The following is a 15,595-nucleotide window of genomic DNA, read 5'->3' on the forward strand; positions in this document are numbered from 1 at the left end:
CATCCATGACCCGGCTCGCACGGCTGGACAAGCCATAAATTGTCGCAGCGTGGCGGGGATGCGCGAGGGGCTGGCATCGCGCGCATTGCTTGCCTATAGCCCGCGCGACGTTACGTTTTTGCGGGGATCGAAGCACTTGTACGATAAGACCATGGCGCTGATGCAGCGCGGCCGCGACTTCCTGGGCACCGACTACGCGATCCTGTGCGGGGCGATGAGCTGGGTTTCCGAGCGCAATCTGGTGGCCGCGATCAGCAATGCCGGGGCCTTTGGCGTGATCGCCTGCGGGGCGATGACGCCTGAATTGCTCGATGCCGAAATCGCCGGGACCAAGGCGCTGACCGCCAAGCCCTTCGGCGTGAACCTGATCACCATGCACCCGCAGCTGTTCGATCTGATCGCGGTCTGTGCCAAGCACAAGGTCGGCCATGTCGTGCTGGCGGGCGGCATCCCGCCCAAGGGCAGTGTCGAGGCGATCAAGGACTTCGGCGCCAAGGTGCTGGTCTTCGCCCCCACGCTGGCGCTCGCCAAAAAGCTGCTGCGCTCCGGCGCCGACGCGCTGGTGATCGAGGGCAGCGAGGCAGGCGGGCATATCGGCCCGGTCGCCACCTCGGTGCTGGCGCAGGAATTCCTCCCTGCGCTCGCCGAGGACCATGTGGTGTTCGTGGCCGGCGGGATCGGGCGGGGCGAAATGATCGCCTCCTACCTCGAAATGGGGGCTTCGGGCGTCCAGCTTGGCACCCGCTTTGCCTGCGCGACGGAATCGATCGCGCATCCCAACTTCAAGCAGGCCTTCTTCCGCGCCAATGCCCGCGATGCGGTCGCCTCGGTCCAGGTCGACCCGCGCCTGCCGGTGATCCCGGTGCGCGCGCTCAAGAACAAGGGCACCGAGGAGTTCACCGCCAAACAGCGCGAAGTTGCCGCCCTGCTCGACGCGGGCAAGATCGAGATGGGCGAGGCCCAGCTTGAGATCGAACACTTCTGGGCGGGCGCCCTGCGCCGCGCGGTGATCGATGGCGATGTCGAGAATGGCTCGGTCATGGCCGGGCAGTCGGTTGGCATGGTGACCAAGGAACAGCCCGCCGCCGAGATCGTTGCCGAACTGATGGCCGAGAGCGAAGCCGCGCTTTCCTGATTGAGTGCGCCTAGGGCGGATGCCGCGCGAGCATTCGGCTTTGCCGAATGCGGTCCACGCACAGCACGAACAAAAAAAGGGGCCAGAGCGGCTGGCTCTGGCCCGTTTAGTTTACGTTCGCAGGAGGAACGTCGGTAGGCGGGACCGAGGGGGAGGAGAGGAGGAGAACCCCAGCCCCGCCAAGCTCATTGAACTTAGTAGTTGTAGGCGCGTTCGCCGTGCTCGCCGAGGTCGAGGCCTTCGCGTTCGACTTCTTCGGCAACCCGCAGGCCGGTCAGGGCCTTGGCGATGGTGATGGCAATCGCGGTGCCGACTGCAGCCCACACGATCGTGGTGCCGACCGCGAAGATCTGGGTCTTGAGCTGGTGAGCCATTTCCCAACCTTCGCCGCTCGGACCGCCCAGGGCCGACGAGTAGACGATGCCGGTGCCGATGGCGCCGATCATGCCGCCGATGCCGTGCACGCCGAAGGCGTCGAGCGCATCGTCATAGCCGAGCTTTGGCTTGAGCTTGGTGACCGCGAAGTAGCAGATCACGGCAGCAACAGCGCCCAGGACGATCGCGCCGAGCGGGCCCGAGTTGCCGGCAGCCGGGGTGACGGCGACGAGGCCGGCGACAATGCCCGAGCAGAAGCCGAGAGCCGAAGCCTTGTGGCCCGAGAGCTTTTCGGCGACCATCCAGGCCAGCGCGGCAGCGGCGGTGGCGACGAAGGTGTTCATCATGGCCAGCGCGGCCGAACCGTTGGCTTCAAGCGCCGAACCGGCGTTGAACCCGAACCAGCCCACCCACAGCAGGCCCGTGCCGATGCCGGTCATGGTCAGCGAGTGCGGAGCCATGATTTCCTTGCCATAGCCGATGCGCTTGCCGAGCATCAGCGCGGCGACCAGCGCGGAAACGCCCGCGTTGATGTGCACCACGGTACCGCCGGCGAAGTCCAGAGCGCCCATGGCGAAGAACACGCCGCTGCTGGCCCAGACCATGTGCGCGATCGGGAAGTAGACGATCGTCAGCCAGATCGCGCCGAAGATCATCACGGCCGAGAACTTCATGCGTTCGACAACCGAACCCAGCACCAGCGCGACGGTGATCGCGGCAAAGGTCATCTGGAAGCAGACGAACACATATTCGGGGATCGCGACGCCTTGAGTGAAAGTCGCCGCGGTCGATTCCGCCGTCACGCCCTTGAGGAAGGACTTGTCGAAGTTCGAGATGAACTGCTTGAGGAAGTCGCTCGAGAAGTCGTTACCGAACGACATCGAATAACCGTAGGCCACCCAGATGACCATGGCGAGGCACGCAACCGCGCCGACCTGGGTCATCACCGACAGCATGTTCTTGGTGCGGGCAAGACCGCCATAGAACAGCGCAAGGCCAGGCAGGATCATCATGAGAACGAGCAGCGTGGACGTCATCATCCAGGCCGTGTCACCCTTGTCGACAGTTGGCGCGGCGGCCGCGGCGGCCTCTTGCGCAAAAGCGGCCGTGGCGGTGAAGAGCGAAAGCCCCACCGCGCCAGCGCCGCCGATAAGCTTGCGGATCATGTTGTGTTCCCTCCAGTTGCCGGTTGCCGGCATGGGCACGCTCACAGCGCGGTGTCCCCGGTTTCGCCGGTGCGGATGCGGGTTGCGGATGCGAGGTCGAGGACAAAGATCTTGCCGTCGCCGATCGCTTCGGTGCTGGCGGCCTGCTGGATGGTTTCCACCACCTGCGGCGCAAGTTCATCGCTGCACGCGATTTCCAGCTTCACCTTGGGGAGCATATTCGTGGAATATTCCGCCCCGCGATAGATTTCGGTCTGCCCTTTTTGCCGTCCAAAGCCCTTGACCTCGGACACGGTCATCCCCGCGACGCCTAGAGCGCCGAGAGCATCACGCACCTCGTCGAGCTTGAATGGCTTGATGATGGCGATGATGAATTTCATGCCTATCCCCTGATTGCCTGCCGGCCTCGTGCCGGTGAACCAGCAACTGCAAGGGGTGTGCCAGTTTCTAATTTTCTATGAAAATCAGGCTCCGCAGGGAATCGAAGTTGCGCGGCCGGAGCGGGTGCACGCTCGATTCTTGCTCAATTGCCTAAAATTTAGGCAGCTTCAGTCGGGCAAAGACCGGCAAGTGGTCCGAGCCGCGCGCGGACAGGGGGGAATGGTGGACACCTGCCTCAAGCAGTTCCCATTCGGCTGAAACCACCACCCGGTCCAGGGCCGCGATCGGGCGGCGCGAGGGGAAGCTCGCACCCGGCATCAAAACGCGCCAGGGCGCATGAAATTCTCGCAATGACCCGCCGTGCAGCGACCATTCGTTGAAATCGCCCATTAGGACGGTCGGGCAATGGTGATCCGTCCGGCCAAGATGGGTCAGGATCGTGCGCAACTGGTGGCGACGGCGCAAGCCCGAAAGGTCCAGGTGCATCCCCACCACGCGCAGCCGACGCCCCTGCGCCAGCAGATCAGCCCGCACCGCGCCGCGCGGTTCGATGGTGGGCAGCGCCACCACCCCCGCATGAACAACGTCGAAGTGGCGCCGCACCAGCAACGCATTGCCGTGCCAGCCGATCGAATGGGGCCGATGCCCCAGCTGGATCGCCTTGTAGTGGCCAAGATCCTCGATCCGATCGAGCGGAAGCACGCTCTCGCGCCGACCAAACCGCCGATCTGCTTCCTGCAACGCGATGACATCGGCATCGATCTCGTGCAAAATCGCCAAGATCCGGTCGGGATCGCGCCGCCGGTCAAGCCCGACAGCCTTGTGGATGTTATAGCTGGCGAAGGTCAGCTCCACCGCAGATCAACGCTCCTTGGTTGCCGAAAAGGTCAGCTCGGGGTTCTTTTCCTGCTGGTAAGACACGTCCCAGGCCGAACGGGCGAGGAACACCATGTCGCCGTCGCGGTCCTTGGCGAGGTTCGAGAGGTTGAAGTCGGCAAAGCCCTTGAGCGCGGCGTCGCTGCCCTTGACCCAGCGCGCGGTATCGAAGGGCGACGCCTCCAGCCCGGCCTCGACCTTGTATTCCGCCTCAAGCCGCGAAATCAGCACGTCGAGCTGGAGCTGGCCGACCACGCCGACGATCCATTGGCTGCCGATCTCGGGGTAGAACACCTGGATCACGCCTTCTTCGGAGAGGTCGTCGAGCGCCTTCCTGAGCTGCTTGGTCTTGGTCGGATCCTTCAGCGCGACGCGGCGCAGGATTTCGGGGGCGAAGTTGGGCAGGCCGGTGAAGCGCACCTTGTTGAATTCGGACAGGGTATCGCCCACCCGCAGCGTGCCGTGGTTGGGAATGCCGATGATGTCGCCGGGCTCAGCCGTGTCGGCAATCTCGCGGTCCTGCGCAAAGAACAGGATCGGCGAATGGATCGCCACCGGCTTGCCCAGCGCCGACGGGGTGAGCTTCATCCCGCGCTTGAAGGTGCCCGAAACCAGCCGCATGAACGCGATCCGGTCGCGGTGCTGCGGGTCCATGTTGGCCTGGACCTTGAAGATGAAGCCGGTGACTTCCTTGTTTTCCGGGCTGATTTCGCCAGCTTCACTCGGCTGCGGGCGCGGCGGCGGGGCATATTTCGCGATCGCGTCGATCAGTTCGGCCACGCCAAAGTTCTTGAGCGCCGATCCGAAATAGACCGGGGTCATGTCGCCGTGGCGGTAGGCCTCGACGTCGAAATCGCCGTAACCCGCTTTGGCCAGTTCGATTTCCTCGGCGATGTCGGCCGGGATATTGTCGGCGCTCGCCGCATCGCGCTTGCCCAGGAATTCGCGGCTGTCGCCTTCGGGGCGGCTGATCGTGTTGGTGGCAAAATCGAGCACGCCTTCGAACACCCCGCCCATGCCGATCGGCCAAGCCATCGGCACCACGTCGAGTGCCAGCGCATCGGCCACTTCATCGAGCGTTTCGAACACCGAGCGGCCTTCGCGGTCGACCTTGTTGACGAAGGTGATGATCGGCACCGAACGCAGGCGGCAGACCTCGAACAGCTTGCGGGTCTGCGGCTCGATCCCCTTGGCCGCGTCGATCACCATGATCGCGGAATCGACCGCCGTCAGCGTGCGATAGGTATCTTCGGAAAAGTCCTCGTGGCCCGGCGTGTCGAGCAGGTTGAACGTGATCCCGTCTTTCTCGAAGGTCATCACCGACGAGGTGACCGAAATCCCGCGCTGCTGTTCGATCTTCATCCAGTCCGACCGCGCCCGCCGCGCGGCCCCGCGCGCCTTGACCTCGCCGGCAAGGTGGATCGCGCCGCCCTGCAGCAGCAGCTTTTCGGTCAGCGTGGTCTTACCCGCGTCGGGGTGGGAAATGATGGCGAAGGTACGGCGGTTGGACATGGGGGCCGCGCATAGCGATCTATTGCCGCCGAGTCATTCGGCTTTGCGCGCAATGTCTGAAGATGGATGGTGAGCCCTGCTGGGTTCGAACCAGCGACCTACTGATTAAAAGTCAGTTGCTCTACCGACTGAGCTAAGGGCCCCCTTTCGGGATCGCGCTCACCTAGGGAGCGGATGGGGCCGGGTCAAGCGGGCGTTGAGGTGGCGCAGCGAAAGTCCGGTGAGCGGATCGCGCCATAACGGAGCGAGTGCGCTGACCGGGCCGAGCACGAAATCGCGCTCGCGAAAGGATACGTGCGGAACGGTCAGACCAGGTGACGACCACGCCCCGCCTTCCCACAACACGATGTCGAGATCCAGCACGCGCGAGGACCAGCGCTGCCCCCCTCGCCTGCGGCCGAATGCGCGCTCGATGGCCTTCAGCACCGCCAGCAGTTCGTCAGGGGCAAGGTCGCTTTCGACCAGCACCGCGCCATTGGCATAGCGGCGGCGTGAAGGGCCGATCGGCGCGCTGGGAATTGCCGGAGCGGCGGCGAGGACGCGAATGCCGTTCGCATCGAGCGCGGTAAGTGCTGCCGACAGGACATGGCGCGGATCGCCATAGAGGTGGTGCCGCCGGTTCGAACCGAGAGCGATGACATATTCCACGCCCCGTCGCCGCCTCAGATGTCCTGCGCTATCCGGGTGTATAGCTGGGGCCGCCGGTCGCGAAAGAAACCCATTCCGGCACGGTGCCTGGCGGCGCGGGCCAGATCGAGTGTGCGCACCAGCACCCCGGTCTCGTGGCCGCCGAATTCTTCCACCAGATCGCCCCATTCATCACTGATGAAGCTGTGGCCATAGAACTGCTGTCCGTCTTCACTGCCGATCCGGTTGGCGGCGATCACCGGCATGCAGTTCGACACGGCGTGGCCCTGCATCGCGCGGCGCCACATCCGGCTGGTGTCGAGTTCGGCGTCATAAGGCTCTGAGCCGATCGCGGTCGGATAGAGCAGCACTTCCGCCCCCAGCAACGCCATCACACGGGCACATTCGGGATACCACTGGTCCCAGCAGATCCCCACTCCCACCTTGGCGCCGAACGCGTTCCACACCTTGAAGCCATCGTTGCCGGGGCGGAAATAGTACTTTTCCTCATAACCCGGCCCATCGGGAATGTGGCTCTTGCGATAGGTGCCCTGCACTTCGCCATCCGGATCGATCCAGGCGAGCGTGTTGTAATAGTGATGCCCATCTCGCTCGAAGAAGCTGGTCGGGATCGCGACCTTCAATGCCCTGGCCAGTGCGCGCATCGCGATCACCGAAGGATGCTCGGCCACGGGCCGCGCGAGGGCAAACAGCGCCTCGTCCTCGACCTTGCAGAAATAAGGACCGGAAAACAGCTCGGGCGGCAGGATCACCTGCGCGCCTGCCCTGGCGGCCTGCTCCACCAGCGCGGAGACGGCAGCGATGTTTTCAGCCTCGTCGGCAGAACCGAGCGGCAATTGCAGGGCGGCAAGGGTCAACGTGGTCATGCGACAGCGGCTTATTGCGCGATGGCTGCGAAGTCCACCATTGCCGTTGGCTCTGCGCGCCCTATCTTGGAGCGCAAAGGAGACGACGGATCATGGCACAGGCAATTTTCGCGGGCGGCTGCTTCTGGTGCACCGAGGCGGTGTTTCGCAGCCTGGCCGGGGTCAGCGCGGTGGAAAGCGGCTATATCGGCGGCACGGTGCCCCATCCCACCTACAAGCAGGTCTGCACCGGCACGACCGGCCATGCCGAGGCGATCCGCATCGAATTCGATCCCGACGTGATCTCGCTCGCCGATCTGCTTGACGTCCATTTCGCCACGCACGATCCGACGCAGCTTAACCGGCAGGGCAACGACATCGGCACCCAGTACCGCACCGCGCTGTTCCCACTGGATGACGAACAGCGCACCGAGGCCGAGGCCGCGATCGCCCGCGCCCAGGCTGAACGGAGCGAACCGGTCGTCACCACCATCGAAGGGCCGGCGACCTGGTATCCTGCCGAGGACTACCATCAGGAATACTGGCAGGGCGAAGGCCAGCGTAACCCCTATTGCCTCGCCGTGATCCCGCCCAAGCTGGCCAAGCTGCGCAAGGGCTTTGCCGAGAAGCTGAAGGGTTAGACGCGCCAGCGGGCGATGAAGAACCCGTCGAGCCCGCCAGCATCGGCGAGCATCCCGGGATCGGTGCGCAGCCAGCCTTCTGGTGTTGGCGCGAGACCAGCGGGCAGTTCCTCTGCGCGGAATGGATCGGGTGTAAGCGTCATGCGCGCGGCCTGTTCTTCGCCCTCCTCGGCCTCGAGCGAGCAGACTGCATAGACCAGCTGCCCGCCCGGCTTTACCAGGCTGGCGGCGTGGTCCAGCAGCGCTGATTGCAGCTCTGCGAGTTCGGCGATCTGGCGCGGACCGATGCGGTGCAGCACGTCCGGGTGGCGGCGGCAGGTGCCGGTGGCGCTGCACGGCGCATCGAGCAGCACGGCGTCGAACTTGACAGAGGTGGTCCAGGCAAGCGCATCGGCCACGACCACGTCTGCGGTGAGCCCGGTACGCGCCAGGTTTTCGCGCAGGCGCTCAAGCCGCTTGGCGCTCATGTCGAGCGCGGTCACCTGCCAGCCGGCAGCGGCAAGTTGCAGCGTCTTGCCTCCCGGCGCAGCGCACAGATCGAGCACGCGCCGCCCCTCGCCCGCACCCAGCAGCCGCGCGGGTAGGCTGGCGGCAAGGTCTTGCACCCACCAGGCGCCTTCGTTGAAACCTTCGACGTTTTCGACCGCCGTGCCGCGCGGCAAGCGAACGTGGCCGGGGGCAAGTGAAGTGCCGCCCAGCTTTTCGGCCCACAGCGCGGTTTCGGATGGATCGCGCAGGGCGAGGTCAAGCGGCGGCAGATCGCCCAGCCCGGCCGCAATGATTTCAGCCCGTTCGCCCCAGCGGGCCTTGACGGCATCGGGCAAAGTCGGGGCGGCGGGCAGGCGCACGCTGCGCTTGACGAGGGTGGAGAACACCCCGTGCGCCAGCCGGCGCGGGCCGCCCATCAGCAGCGGCAGGCCGGTGGCGATCACCGCGTGGGGCGGGGTTTCCAGCCGCAGCCAGCCCGCCAGCATCAGCCGCAGCACCGCGCGCGGCTTGGCATCGTCGGGCAGCACCTGGCGGGTAGCGGAATCGATCAGCGCATCAAGATCGCCCAGCCAGCGCAGCACTTCGCCCGCCAGCGCGCGGGCCAGCGCTTTGTCCGCGCCACCCTTCACGCCCTGCAGCGCGCCATGCGCCGCCGAATCGAGCGTTTCGCCCCGCCGCAGCACCGCATCGAGAAGCTTGAGCGCGCCCTTGCGCGCCGGAAGGCCGGGAATGTCCATGTGCTGCCCCTAGAGGCAATTGCCTTTGAGAGCCAGCGGGCGCAAAGAACCCGCATGACCAAGCGTGCCACCAAGCGCCCCGAAGCCTTCACCAAGCCCGCCCACTGGACCAACGAGCCGGTGCCCGATCCGCGCGCGGCCAAGGAAGGTCAGGAAGACCCGGCCGGCCTTTCCCCCACCCGCTATGGCGACTGGGTGAAAGACGGCATCGCGGTCGACTTCTAAAGCACCTGATCGAACGCCGCTTCCAGCCGCTTGAGACTGGCCGGCACATCGAGCAGCTTGTCGAGCCCGAACAAGCCGAGGCGGAAGCTCTTGTAGTCGGCCCCTTCGTCCACCATCAGCGGCACGCCCGCCGCGATCTGGTAGCCGATAGCGGCAAACTTCTTGCCGTTCTGCACTTCGGGATCGGCGGTGTAGGACACCACCACCCCTGGCGCGGCAAAGCCATCGGCGGCGACCGACTGCACGCCCCGAGCCGCCAGCATGGCGCGCACGGCATTGCCCTGTTCCCACTGCGCGGCGCGCAGCGCTTCGAACCCGGCGGCCTTGGTTTCCAGCATGGCATCGCGGAACACCATCAGCGCGTCGGTCGGCATGGTGGCGTGATAGGCGTGGCCACCCGAGAGGTAGGCTTCCATGATCGCCACCCAGCGCGCGAGGTCCGCAGCAAAGCTGGTCGACTTCGCAGCGCGGCAGGCCTCCAGCGCGGCCTCGTTCATCATTACGAGGCCAGCACAGGGCTGCGCCGACCAGCCCTTTTGCGGGGCGGAGATCAGCACGTCGACGCCGCACTTCTTCATATCGACCCAGACGCAGCCCGAGGCGACGCAATCGAGCACGAACAGGCCGCCCACTTCGTGCACGGCAGCCGCCACAGCCTTGATGTAATCGTCGGGCAGGATGATCCCGCTGGCCGTCTCAACGTGGGGTGCAAAGACCACTTCGGGCTTTTCCGCGCGGATCGCGGCAACCACTTCATCGACCGGGGCGGGGGCGAAAGGCGCGGTTGGGCCGCTATTGCCGACGCGGCGGGCCTTCATCACGGTTTCGCTGGCCGGAATTGCGCCCGCTTCGAAAATCTGGCTCCAGCGATAGGAGAAGAACCCGTTGCGGATCACCATCACGCGCTTGGCCGTCGCGAACTGGCGCGCAACGCTTTCCATCGCATAGGAGCCGCCGCCCGGTACCACGGCCACGCGGTCGGCATTATAGACTTCGCAAAGGGTCGCATGGATATCGCGAATCGCCTGCTGGAAGGTCTGGCTCATGTGGTTGAGCGAACGGTCGGTGAAGACCACCGAGAATTCGAGCAGACCGTCAGGATCGATATCGGGGCGCAAGCCGGGCATTGTTCAAGTCTCCCAGTAAAGTCAGATCCACCCCGCCAGCTCGCGGCGCACCAGCGCTTCGAGCATGGCCATGCCGGCCGGGGAGGTGTTGAGGCAATCGAGCGCGGCGAAGTCTGTTCCGCCCGCTTCGAGGAATTGTTCGCGGCCCCGGATCGCCAGTTCCTCGGCGGTTTCGAGGCAGTCAGCCGAAAAACCGGGGGCGGCGATGGCGAGGCGCTTGGTGCCGCCCTTGGCTTCGGCCTCGAGCACGGCGTCGGTCGCCGGTTCCAGCCACTTGGCGCGGCCGAAGCGCGACTGGAAGCTGACTTCGACCCGCAGGTCAGGATAACCGGAGGACAGCGCCTCGGAGAGCAGCCGAGCGGTCTTGCGGCACTGGCAGTGATAGGGATCGCCCAGGTGCAAGGTGCGTTCGGGCATCCCGTGGAAACTGAGCAGTAGCACTTCGGGGCGGAATGGCAGTGCATCGAGCTGGCGGGCGATGTCGCTGCGCAGTGCGGTGATGTGCAGCGGATCGTCGTAATAGGGCGGCAGCGTGCGCAGCGCCGGTTGCCAGCGCATTGCGGCCAGCGCGCGGCCCAGCTCGTCGATCACCGTAGCCGTGGTCGCGCCCGAATACTGCGGATATAGCGGGGCGATCAAGATGCGTTCGCACCCCGCCTGCTTCATCGCTTCGATCTCTGCACCCATCGCCGGATTGCCATAGCGCATCCCCCAGCGGACCATCACGCCATCGCCCAGCAGCTTTTGCAGCTCCTCGGCCTGGGTCTTGGTGATCGCGGCGAGCGGCGAGCCGTCGTTCGTCCAGACCTGGGCATAGGCATGGGCGCTTTTCTTGGGCCGCGTGTTGAGGATGATGCCGTTGAGGATCGGCCACCACACAAGCTTGGGAATTTCGACTACGCGGCGGTCGGACAGGAACTGCTTGAGGTAACGCCGCACCGCCTGCGGGGTCGGCGCATCGGGCGTGCCGAGGTTGACCAGCAGCACGCCAACGCGCGGCGCGGCAACGGGGGGGTGATTGGGGGGAAGCATCACGCCTGCTCCGCCGTCAGCGGCAAGGTGTGCAGCCGGGTGCCGCCTGCCGAAAACAGTGCATTGGCAATCGCCGGAGCGGCCACGGCCACGGCCAGTTCACCCGGATCGAAGGGATCCGCGTCGCTTTCAATGAATTCCACTTCGATCTCCGGACAGTCCGACAACAACGGCAACCCCAGCATCCCGAGCCGGCCAGTGATCGGCAGGCCGTCGGCATAGGCTGTTGTCACCCCGTTGGCGAGGGCCATGCCGAAGATCAAGCCGCCTTCGATCTGCTGGCGCGCAATGTCTGCATTCACCACCCGGCCGATGTCGACCACGGCGGTGAGCTTGTCGACCCGGATGCCGCGATCGTCGCGCCGGGCCAGCGCAACCACCGCGATCCGCCCCTCGCGCCCGGCCAGTTCCATACGGTGGCAGGCCAGCCCCTGCCCGGTCCCGGCGCTGCCGCCGCCCCATTCGGCCAAGGTGGCCGCGCGCTGCAGCACGGCAGCCAGCTTCGGCTCCTTGCCCAGCATGGTCATGCGGTAGGACAAGGGCTCGCGGCCCGATCGCTGGGCCAGTTCATCGATGAAGGTTTCGGTGAGGAAGCACCCCAATGCCGCGCCGTTGCCGCGCTGGCGTCCGGTCGGCAGGGTCGTCGCCACCGGTACGTGCTGCACCTTGAGGTGTTCGATCCCATAAGGCGGGACTGCACCTGCCAAGGTCAGCGGGTCGGCCTCGTCCTGCGCGCCCAGCGCATCGCGGACATTGCGCCCCCCGAACAGCCGCGCGCCGAATTCATTGGTGGTGCCGGGCATGGCGACGCGCACCTTGAGCGCGGTGAGCGAACCGTCGGGCGCGGTGCGCGCGGCCAGATGCGCCGCGGCTGGCGCGCGCGGCAGGCCGGCGAGCTGTTCCTGCCAACGCGACCAGGTAAGCTGCACCGGGCGGCCCACGGCCTTGGCAATCAAAGCGGCCTCTATCACGTGGAAGTTATCGAGCCGCGCATCGAAGCTGCCACCGGCCGGCAGCGGGTAGAGCACCACGTCCTCCCCGCTGATCCCCAGCGCGCGGGCGGCGGCGCGGCGCGCGGCGTGAGGCGATTGGCTTGCTGCCCACAGTTCCAGCTTTCCGCCGGAAAACCGCGCAGTCGCGCTGGCGGTTTCCAGCGGGGCATGGAGCGCGGGGGCAATCATGTACTGGGCGAAATGCTCGTACTGCCCGGCCAGCCAGCTATCGGGATCACCTGCCGCGGCAATCGTCCGTCCCTTGCCATAGCGCAGCGCATGACGCAGCGCCGCGTCGATCTCTTCGGTGTTGGCGCGGTTCTTCGTATCGAACTGCGGCGCGATCAGCGTCAACGCGCGCTCAGCCGCCCACCAGTCGGTCGCGACCGCCGCCAGCCAGGTCTTGCCCGAGACCAATTGCAGCATGCCCTTGACGCGCTTTGCGGCATCGCGCTCGAACTCGCTCAGCGTCGTATCCGCGATCGGAGCGTGGCGGATCGCGGCATGAACCATATCGGGCAATCGCACGTCGCCAGCAAACACCGCACTGCCATCGACCTTGGCCGGGAGGTCGAGCCGGGGAAAGGCCGGGGCGGAGCCGGGGATGATGCTGCTGGCGTGCTCGCCCGGCGGCTCGGCGCGCAGCACCGGCGGATCGGGCGGGGTCAGGCGCGCGGCCTCCTCCACCAGTTCGGCAAAGCGGGCGCGGTTCTGGTCGTGGATGATGAACCCGCCCTGCGCCTCGCACTCTTCCCAGGCGACGCCCCAGCGCTTGGCTGCTGCCATGGCCAGCATCGCGCGGGCCGCTGCGGCGGCGGCGCGGGCCGGCCCCTCATGCGCGGCGATCGAGGTGCCATCGGCGGTGACGGTAAACCCTTCGCTTTCGGCAAAGCGCCGCGCGAGAACCGCATCGGGCGCGTCCGCCAGGCCCGGAAAGACCGGCATCCACAGATGCGACCAGTGCGCAGCAAGAACCGTGTTGGCATAGGCCCCGCTGACCGGCGCGGGCTCAACCGCGATCTGCCGCCAGTCCGCGCCGAGTTCCTGCGCGACGATCTGCGGGATCAGCGACGTGATCCCCTGCCCCAGTTCCGCCTCGGGCACGGCTACCGTGATGACGCCGTCTTTTGCGATCTTGAGCCAGGCGTCGAAAGCAAATTCGCCCTCAAGCGGGGTGAGCGGCGGATCGAACCGGCGCGGCGTGAGCGCCCAGGCGACGAGCAATCCGCTCGCTGCCCCGGCACCCAGCAGGATCCCGCGCCGCGTGAAGGCCATCAGCTGCGGTCCAGCCAGTCCGCCACCCGGCGGGCAATCGCGGTAAAGGCATCGGCCTGCGGCCCTTCACCGGCGGCGGGCGGCGTGCCGGCATCGCTGGCAGTGCGGATCGCCATGTCGAGCGGGATGCGGCCCAGGAAGGCATGGCCCAGTTCCTTCGCCGCCGCCTCGGTGCCACCAGCGCCGAACGGGTCGGACACCTCGCCGCAGTGCGGGCAGGCATAACCGGCCATGTTCTCGACCAGGCCGATCACCGGCACTTCGCCCACATCGAACAGCTGCATCGCGCGGCGCGCGTCGATCAGGGCCAGGTCCTGCGGAGTGGAGACGATCACCGCGCCCGCCGGCTTGTGCCGCTGCAGCATGGTGAGCTGCACATCGCCGGTACCGGGCGGCAGATCGACCACGATCGTGTCAATATCGCCCCATTCGGCATCGATCAACTGGCCCAGCGCATTGCCCGCCATCGGCCCGCGCCAGGCAATCGCCTTGTCCGCCTCGATCAGGTGGCCCATCGACAGCACCGGCACGCCCCACTGGCTTGGCACAGGCACCAGCTTGTTGTCGTGCGCCTTGGGCTTTACGCCAGTATTGCCGAGCAGGTGCGGCTGCGAGGGACCATAGATGTCTGCATCGACCAGGCCGACCTTGCGCCCCATCCGCGCGAGCGCAACCGCGAGGTTGGCCGAAACGGTGGACTTGCCCACCCCGCCCTTGCCCGAACCGACCGCGATCAGGCGGCGTTTGGGCTTGTCAGCCATCATCGCCACGCGCACTTCGGAAACCTTGCCTCGCAGCGCGTCCTTGACCGACAGTTCCAGCCGATCGCGCTCCATGCCGGAGAGGCCCGAGGCATCGAGCACGAGCACGGCAACCCCCGCATCGGTCACCCTCAGCGATTGCAGCCTGGCGGCGACGGTTTCGGGCAAGAGCGACTTCAGGGCATCGGGATCGGACATGGCAGACAAGGTAAGGGCTCCGTTTGGATTGAGCCATGGCCCTAGCAAGGAAAAAGCGCTGCGAGACACTGTTTTTGTGGGAAAGGCGCACCTATAGTGCGGGTCATGAGAGGAAACGCGCTTTGACGGCTGGCAAGAATCCCTGGGGCGACAACGGCGGCGATGCCGACGAGGCGCTGCGTCTGCCCCCATCCGCCGAAGATGCGAGCGGTGCAGGCGATGCGCAGGCCGAAGGCACGCCGCAGCCGGGCAAGAAGCCGCATAACCCCTGGCTGACGCCCGACGATGACAGTCCGCTGCGCCGTTCGGCCCGGATTGACGACATCCTGCGCCCCTCGGGGCCGCGCCGTCCCTCGTTCCTGTCCTCGGCAATCAGCGCGAGCGGCATGCTGCCCTGGGTGCTGGCCGCAACGGTCGCCGCCGGGCTGCTGTTCACCTCGGTTCATGTGCTGGGCGAAAATCAGCGCGGGCTGGTTACCACCTTCGGCCGGCATACCCGCGATGTCGGGCCGGGCATCTCGTTCACCCTGCCCTGGCCGGCAGAGGCCGTGCAGATCTTCGATGTCGGCACGATCCAGGTGCTCAGCCTGCCCGGCACGGATGGGTCCGACAAGGACGAAGAGACCCTGATGCCGACCCGCGACGGGCAGGTCATCAACATCGCGTTCCAGGTGCGCTGGAAGATCAGCGACCTTTCCGCCTATGCCTTCAACCTCGCCGATCCGCAGCGCGCGCTGCGCGATCTGGCGGACGCGGAAACGCGCGCAACGATTGCCGAACTGCCGTTCGACCCGGTGTGGGATGGCAAGCGCCGCAAGGAAGTGACGCAGCGCGCGCAGCAGCGCATCCAGGCCGTGCTCAACGCCTGGCATGCGGGCATCACGATCGAGGCGGTCGAAATCACCCGCGCCGATCCGCCGAGCCAACTGACCGAGACCTTCCAGAAGGTCACCAATGCCGAGAACGAGGCCGCCAAGGCCACCCGCACGGCCGAGGACTGGTCCGCCCGCACGATCAACAACGCGCGGGTCGAGGCGCAGGACTTCGACCGGATCTATCAGCAATATCTCGCCGCGCCGCAAATCACGCGCAAGCGGATGTATTACGAGACGATGGAACGCGTGATCGGCAATAGCGATCAGGTCGTGGTCGGCGGCGCTGGCGGGGTAACCTTGCCGGC

15 protein-coding genes and 1 tRNA gene are annotated in these 15,595 nt (G+C 66.2%); 4 read left to right on the forward strand and 12 right to left on the reverse strand.

Annotation, left to right across the window (positions count from 1 at the left end; all coding sequences use genetic code 11):
• The first annotated feature begins 151 nt into the window (after positions 1 to 151).
• Positions 152 to 1,135, forward strand: coding sequence for an NAD(P)H-dependent flavin oxidoreductase (locus tag ACE3SN_RS12065; protein WP_374530374.1), 984 nt, complete (start codon positions 152 to 154; stop codon positions 1,133 to 1,135).
• A gap of 194 nt (positions 1,136 to 1,329) precedes the next feature.
• Here the strand turns inward: ACE3SN_RS12065 and ACE3SN_RS12070 are convergent, their stop codons facing one another.
• From ACE3SN_RS12070 to aguB, 7 genes are all read right to left on the reverse strand, one after another.
• Entirely contained in the window at positions 1,330 to 2,676 is a 1,347-nt protein-coding gene (locus ACE3SN_RS12070) for an ammonium transporter (RefSeq protein ID WP_374530350.1), read from the reverse strand.
• 41 nt (positions 2,677 to 2,717) lie between these two features.
• Positions 2,718 to 3,056 carry a P-II family nitrogen regulator gene (locus ACE3SN_RS12075; protein WP_374530352.1) on the reverse strand — a complete coding sequence of 113 codons (339 nt, stop codon included), beginning with the start codon at positions 3,054 to 3,056 and terminating at the stop codon, positions 2,718 to 2,720.
• A gap of 151 nt (positions 3,057 to 3,207) precedes the next feature.
• Positions 3,208 to 3,912, reverse strand: coding sequence for an endonuclease/exonuclease/phosphatase family protein (locus ACE3SN_RS12080; protein WP_374530354.1), 705 nt, complete (start codon positions 3,910 to 3,912; stop codon positions 3,208 to 3,210).
• 6 nt (positions 3,913 to 3,918) lie between these two features.
• Positions 3,919 to 5,445: a peptide chain release factor 3 gene (locus tag ACE3SN_RS12085; protein ID WP_374530356.1), complete on the reverse strand. Its 1,527-nt coding sequence runs from the start codon at positions 5,443 to 5,445 to the stop codon at positions 3,919 to 3,921.
• Between the two features lie 67 nt (positions 5,446 to 5,512).
• Positions 5,513 to 5,588 (reverse strand) — tRNA-Lys (locus ACE3SN_RS12090).
• A 16-nt stretch (positions 5,589 to 5,604) separates the two neighbouring features.
• Positions 5,605 to 6,093 (reverse strand): 2-amino-4-hydroxy-6-hydroxymethyldihydropteridine diphosphokinase, encoded by a 489-nt coding sequence (folK, locus tag ACE3SN_RS12095; protein ID WP_374530358.1) that lies wholly within the window; start codon positions 6,091 to 6,093, stop codon positions 5,605 to 5,607.
• Positions 6,094 to 6,107: 14 nt separating this feature from the next.
• The gene (gene aguB / locus ACE3SN_RS12100) at positions 6,108 to 6,959 is read right to left on the reverse strand and encodes an N-carbamoylputrescine amidase (RefSeq protein WP_374530360.1); all 852 of its coding nucleotides are present in this window, start codon (positions 6,957 to 6,959) and stop codon (positions 6,108 to 6,110) included.
• Positions 6,960 to 7,051: 92 nt separating this feature from the next.
• Between aguB and msrA the strand changes: the two genes are divergently transcribed.
• Positions 7,052 to 7,579: a peptide-methionine (S)-S-oxide reductase MsrA gene (msrA, locus tag ACE3SN_RS12105; RefSeq protein ID WP_374530362.1), complete on the forward strand. Its 528-nt coding sequence runs from the start codon at positions 7,052 to 7,054 to the stop codon at positions 7,577 to 7,579.
• On the opposite strand, the gene ACE3SN_RS12110 is transcribed toward msrA, so the two are convergent.
• Positions 7,576 to 8,805, reverse strand: a complete 1,230-nt coding sequence (locus tag ACE3SN_RS12110; RefSeq protein WP_374530364.1) for an RsmB/NOP family class I SAM-dependent RNA methyltransferase — start codon at positions 8,803 to 8,805, stop codon at positions 7,576 to 7,578. The two genes, msrA and ACE3SN_RS12110, sit on opposite strands and share 4 nt — an antisense overlap.
• A gap of 54 nt (positions 8,806 to 8,859) precedes the next feature.
• Here ACE3SN_RS12110 and ACE3SN_RS12115 point away from each other — a divergent pair, with 54 nt between their 5' ends.
• A complete protein-coding gene (locus ACE3SN_RS12115) occupies positions 8,860 to 9,030 on the forward strand; it encodes a DUF1674 domain-containing protein (protein WP_374530366.1) in 171 nt (56 codons plus the stop codon).
• Here ACE3SN_RS12115 and ACE3SN_RS12120 read toward each other — a convergent pair.
• Genes ACE3SN_RS12120 through ACE3SN_RS12135 form a run of 4 tightly spaced genes read right to left on the reverse strand, consistent with a single transcriptional unit; the run spans position 9,027 to position 14,220 of the window.
• Positions 9,027 to 10,157: an aminotransferase class V-fold PLP-dependent enzyme gene (locus tag ACE3SN_RS12120; RefSeq protein ID WP_374530368.1), complete on the reverse strand. Its 1,131-nt coding sequence runs from the start codon at positions 10,155 to 10,157 to the stop codon at positions 9,027 to 9,029. The two genes, ACE3SN_RS12115 and ACE3SN_RS12120, sit on opposite strands and share 4 nt — an antisense overlap.
• 21 nt (positions 10,158 to 10,178) lie before the next feature.
• The gene (hemH, locus tag ACE3SN_RS12125) at positions 10,179 to 11,189 is read right to left on the reverse strand and encodes a ferrochelatase (RefSeq protein ID WP_374530376.1); all 1,011 of its coding nucleotides are present in this window, start codon (positions 11,187 to 11,189) and stop codon (positions 10,179 to 10,181) included.
• Positions 11,189 to 13,456 carry a molybdopterin cofactor-binding domain-containing protein gene (locus ACE3SN_RS12130; protein ID WP_374530370.1) on the reverse strand — a complete coding sequence of 756 codons (2,268 nt, stop codon included), beginning with the start codon at positions 13,454 to 13,456 and terminating at the stop codon, positions 11,189 to 11,191. Before ACE3SN_RS12130 ends, hemH begins: the two co-directional genes overlap by 1 nt.
• Positions 13,456 to 14,220, reverse strand: a complete 765-nt coding sequence (locus tag ACE3SN_RS12135; protein WP_374530378.1) for an Mrp/NBP35 family ATP-binding protein — start codon at positions 14,218 to 14,220, stop codon at positions 13,456 to 13,458. The genes ACE3SN_RS12130 and ACE3SN_RS12135 overlap by 1 nt, the downstream gene beginning before the upstream one ends.
• A 317-nt stretch (positions 14,221 to 14,537) precedes the next feature.
• On the opposite strand from ACE3SN_RS12135, the gene hflK reads away from it, so the two are divergent.
• Positions 14,538 to 15,595: protease modulator HflK (gene hflK, locus ACE3SN_RS12140; protein WP_374530372.1), on the forward strand; the 1,058-nt coding region annotated here is incomplete at its 3' end.

The sequence above is a fragment of the Novosphingobium sp. genome, assembly GCF_041915465.1.
GTDB lineage: Bacteria > Pseudomonadota > Alphaproteobacteria > Sphingomonadales > Sphingomonadaceae > Novosphingobium.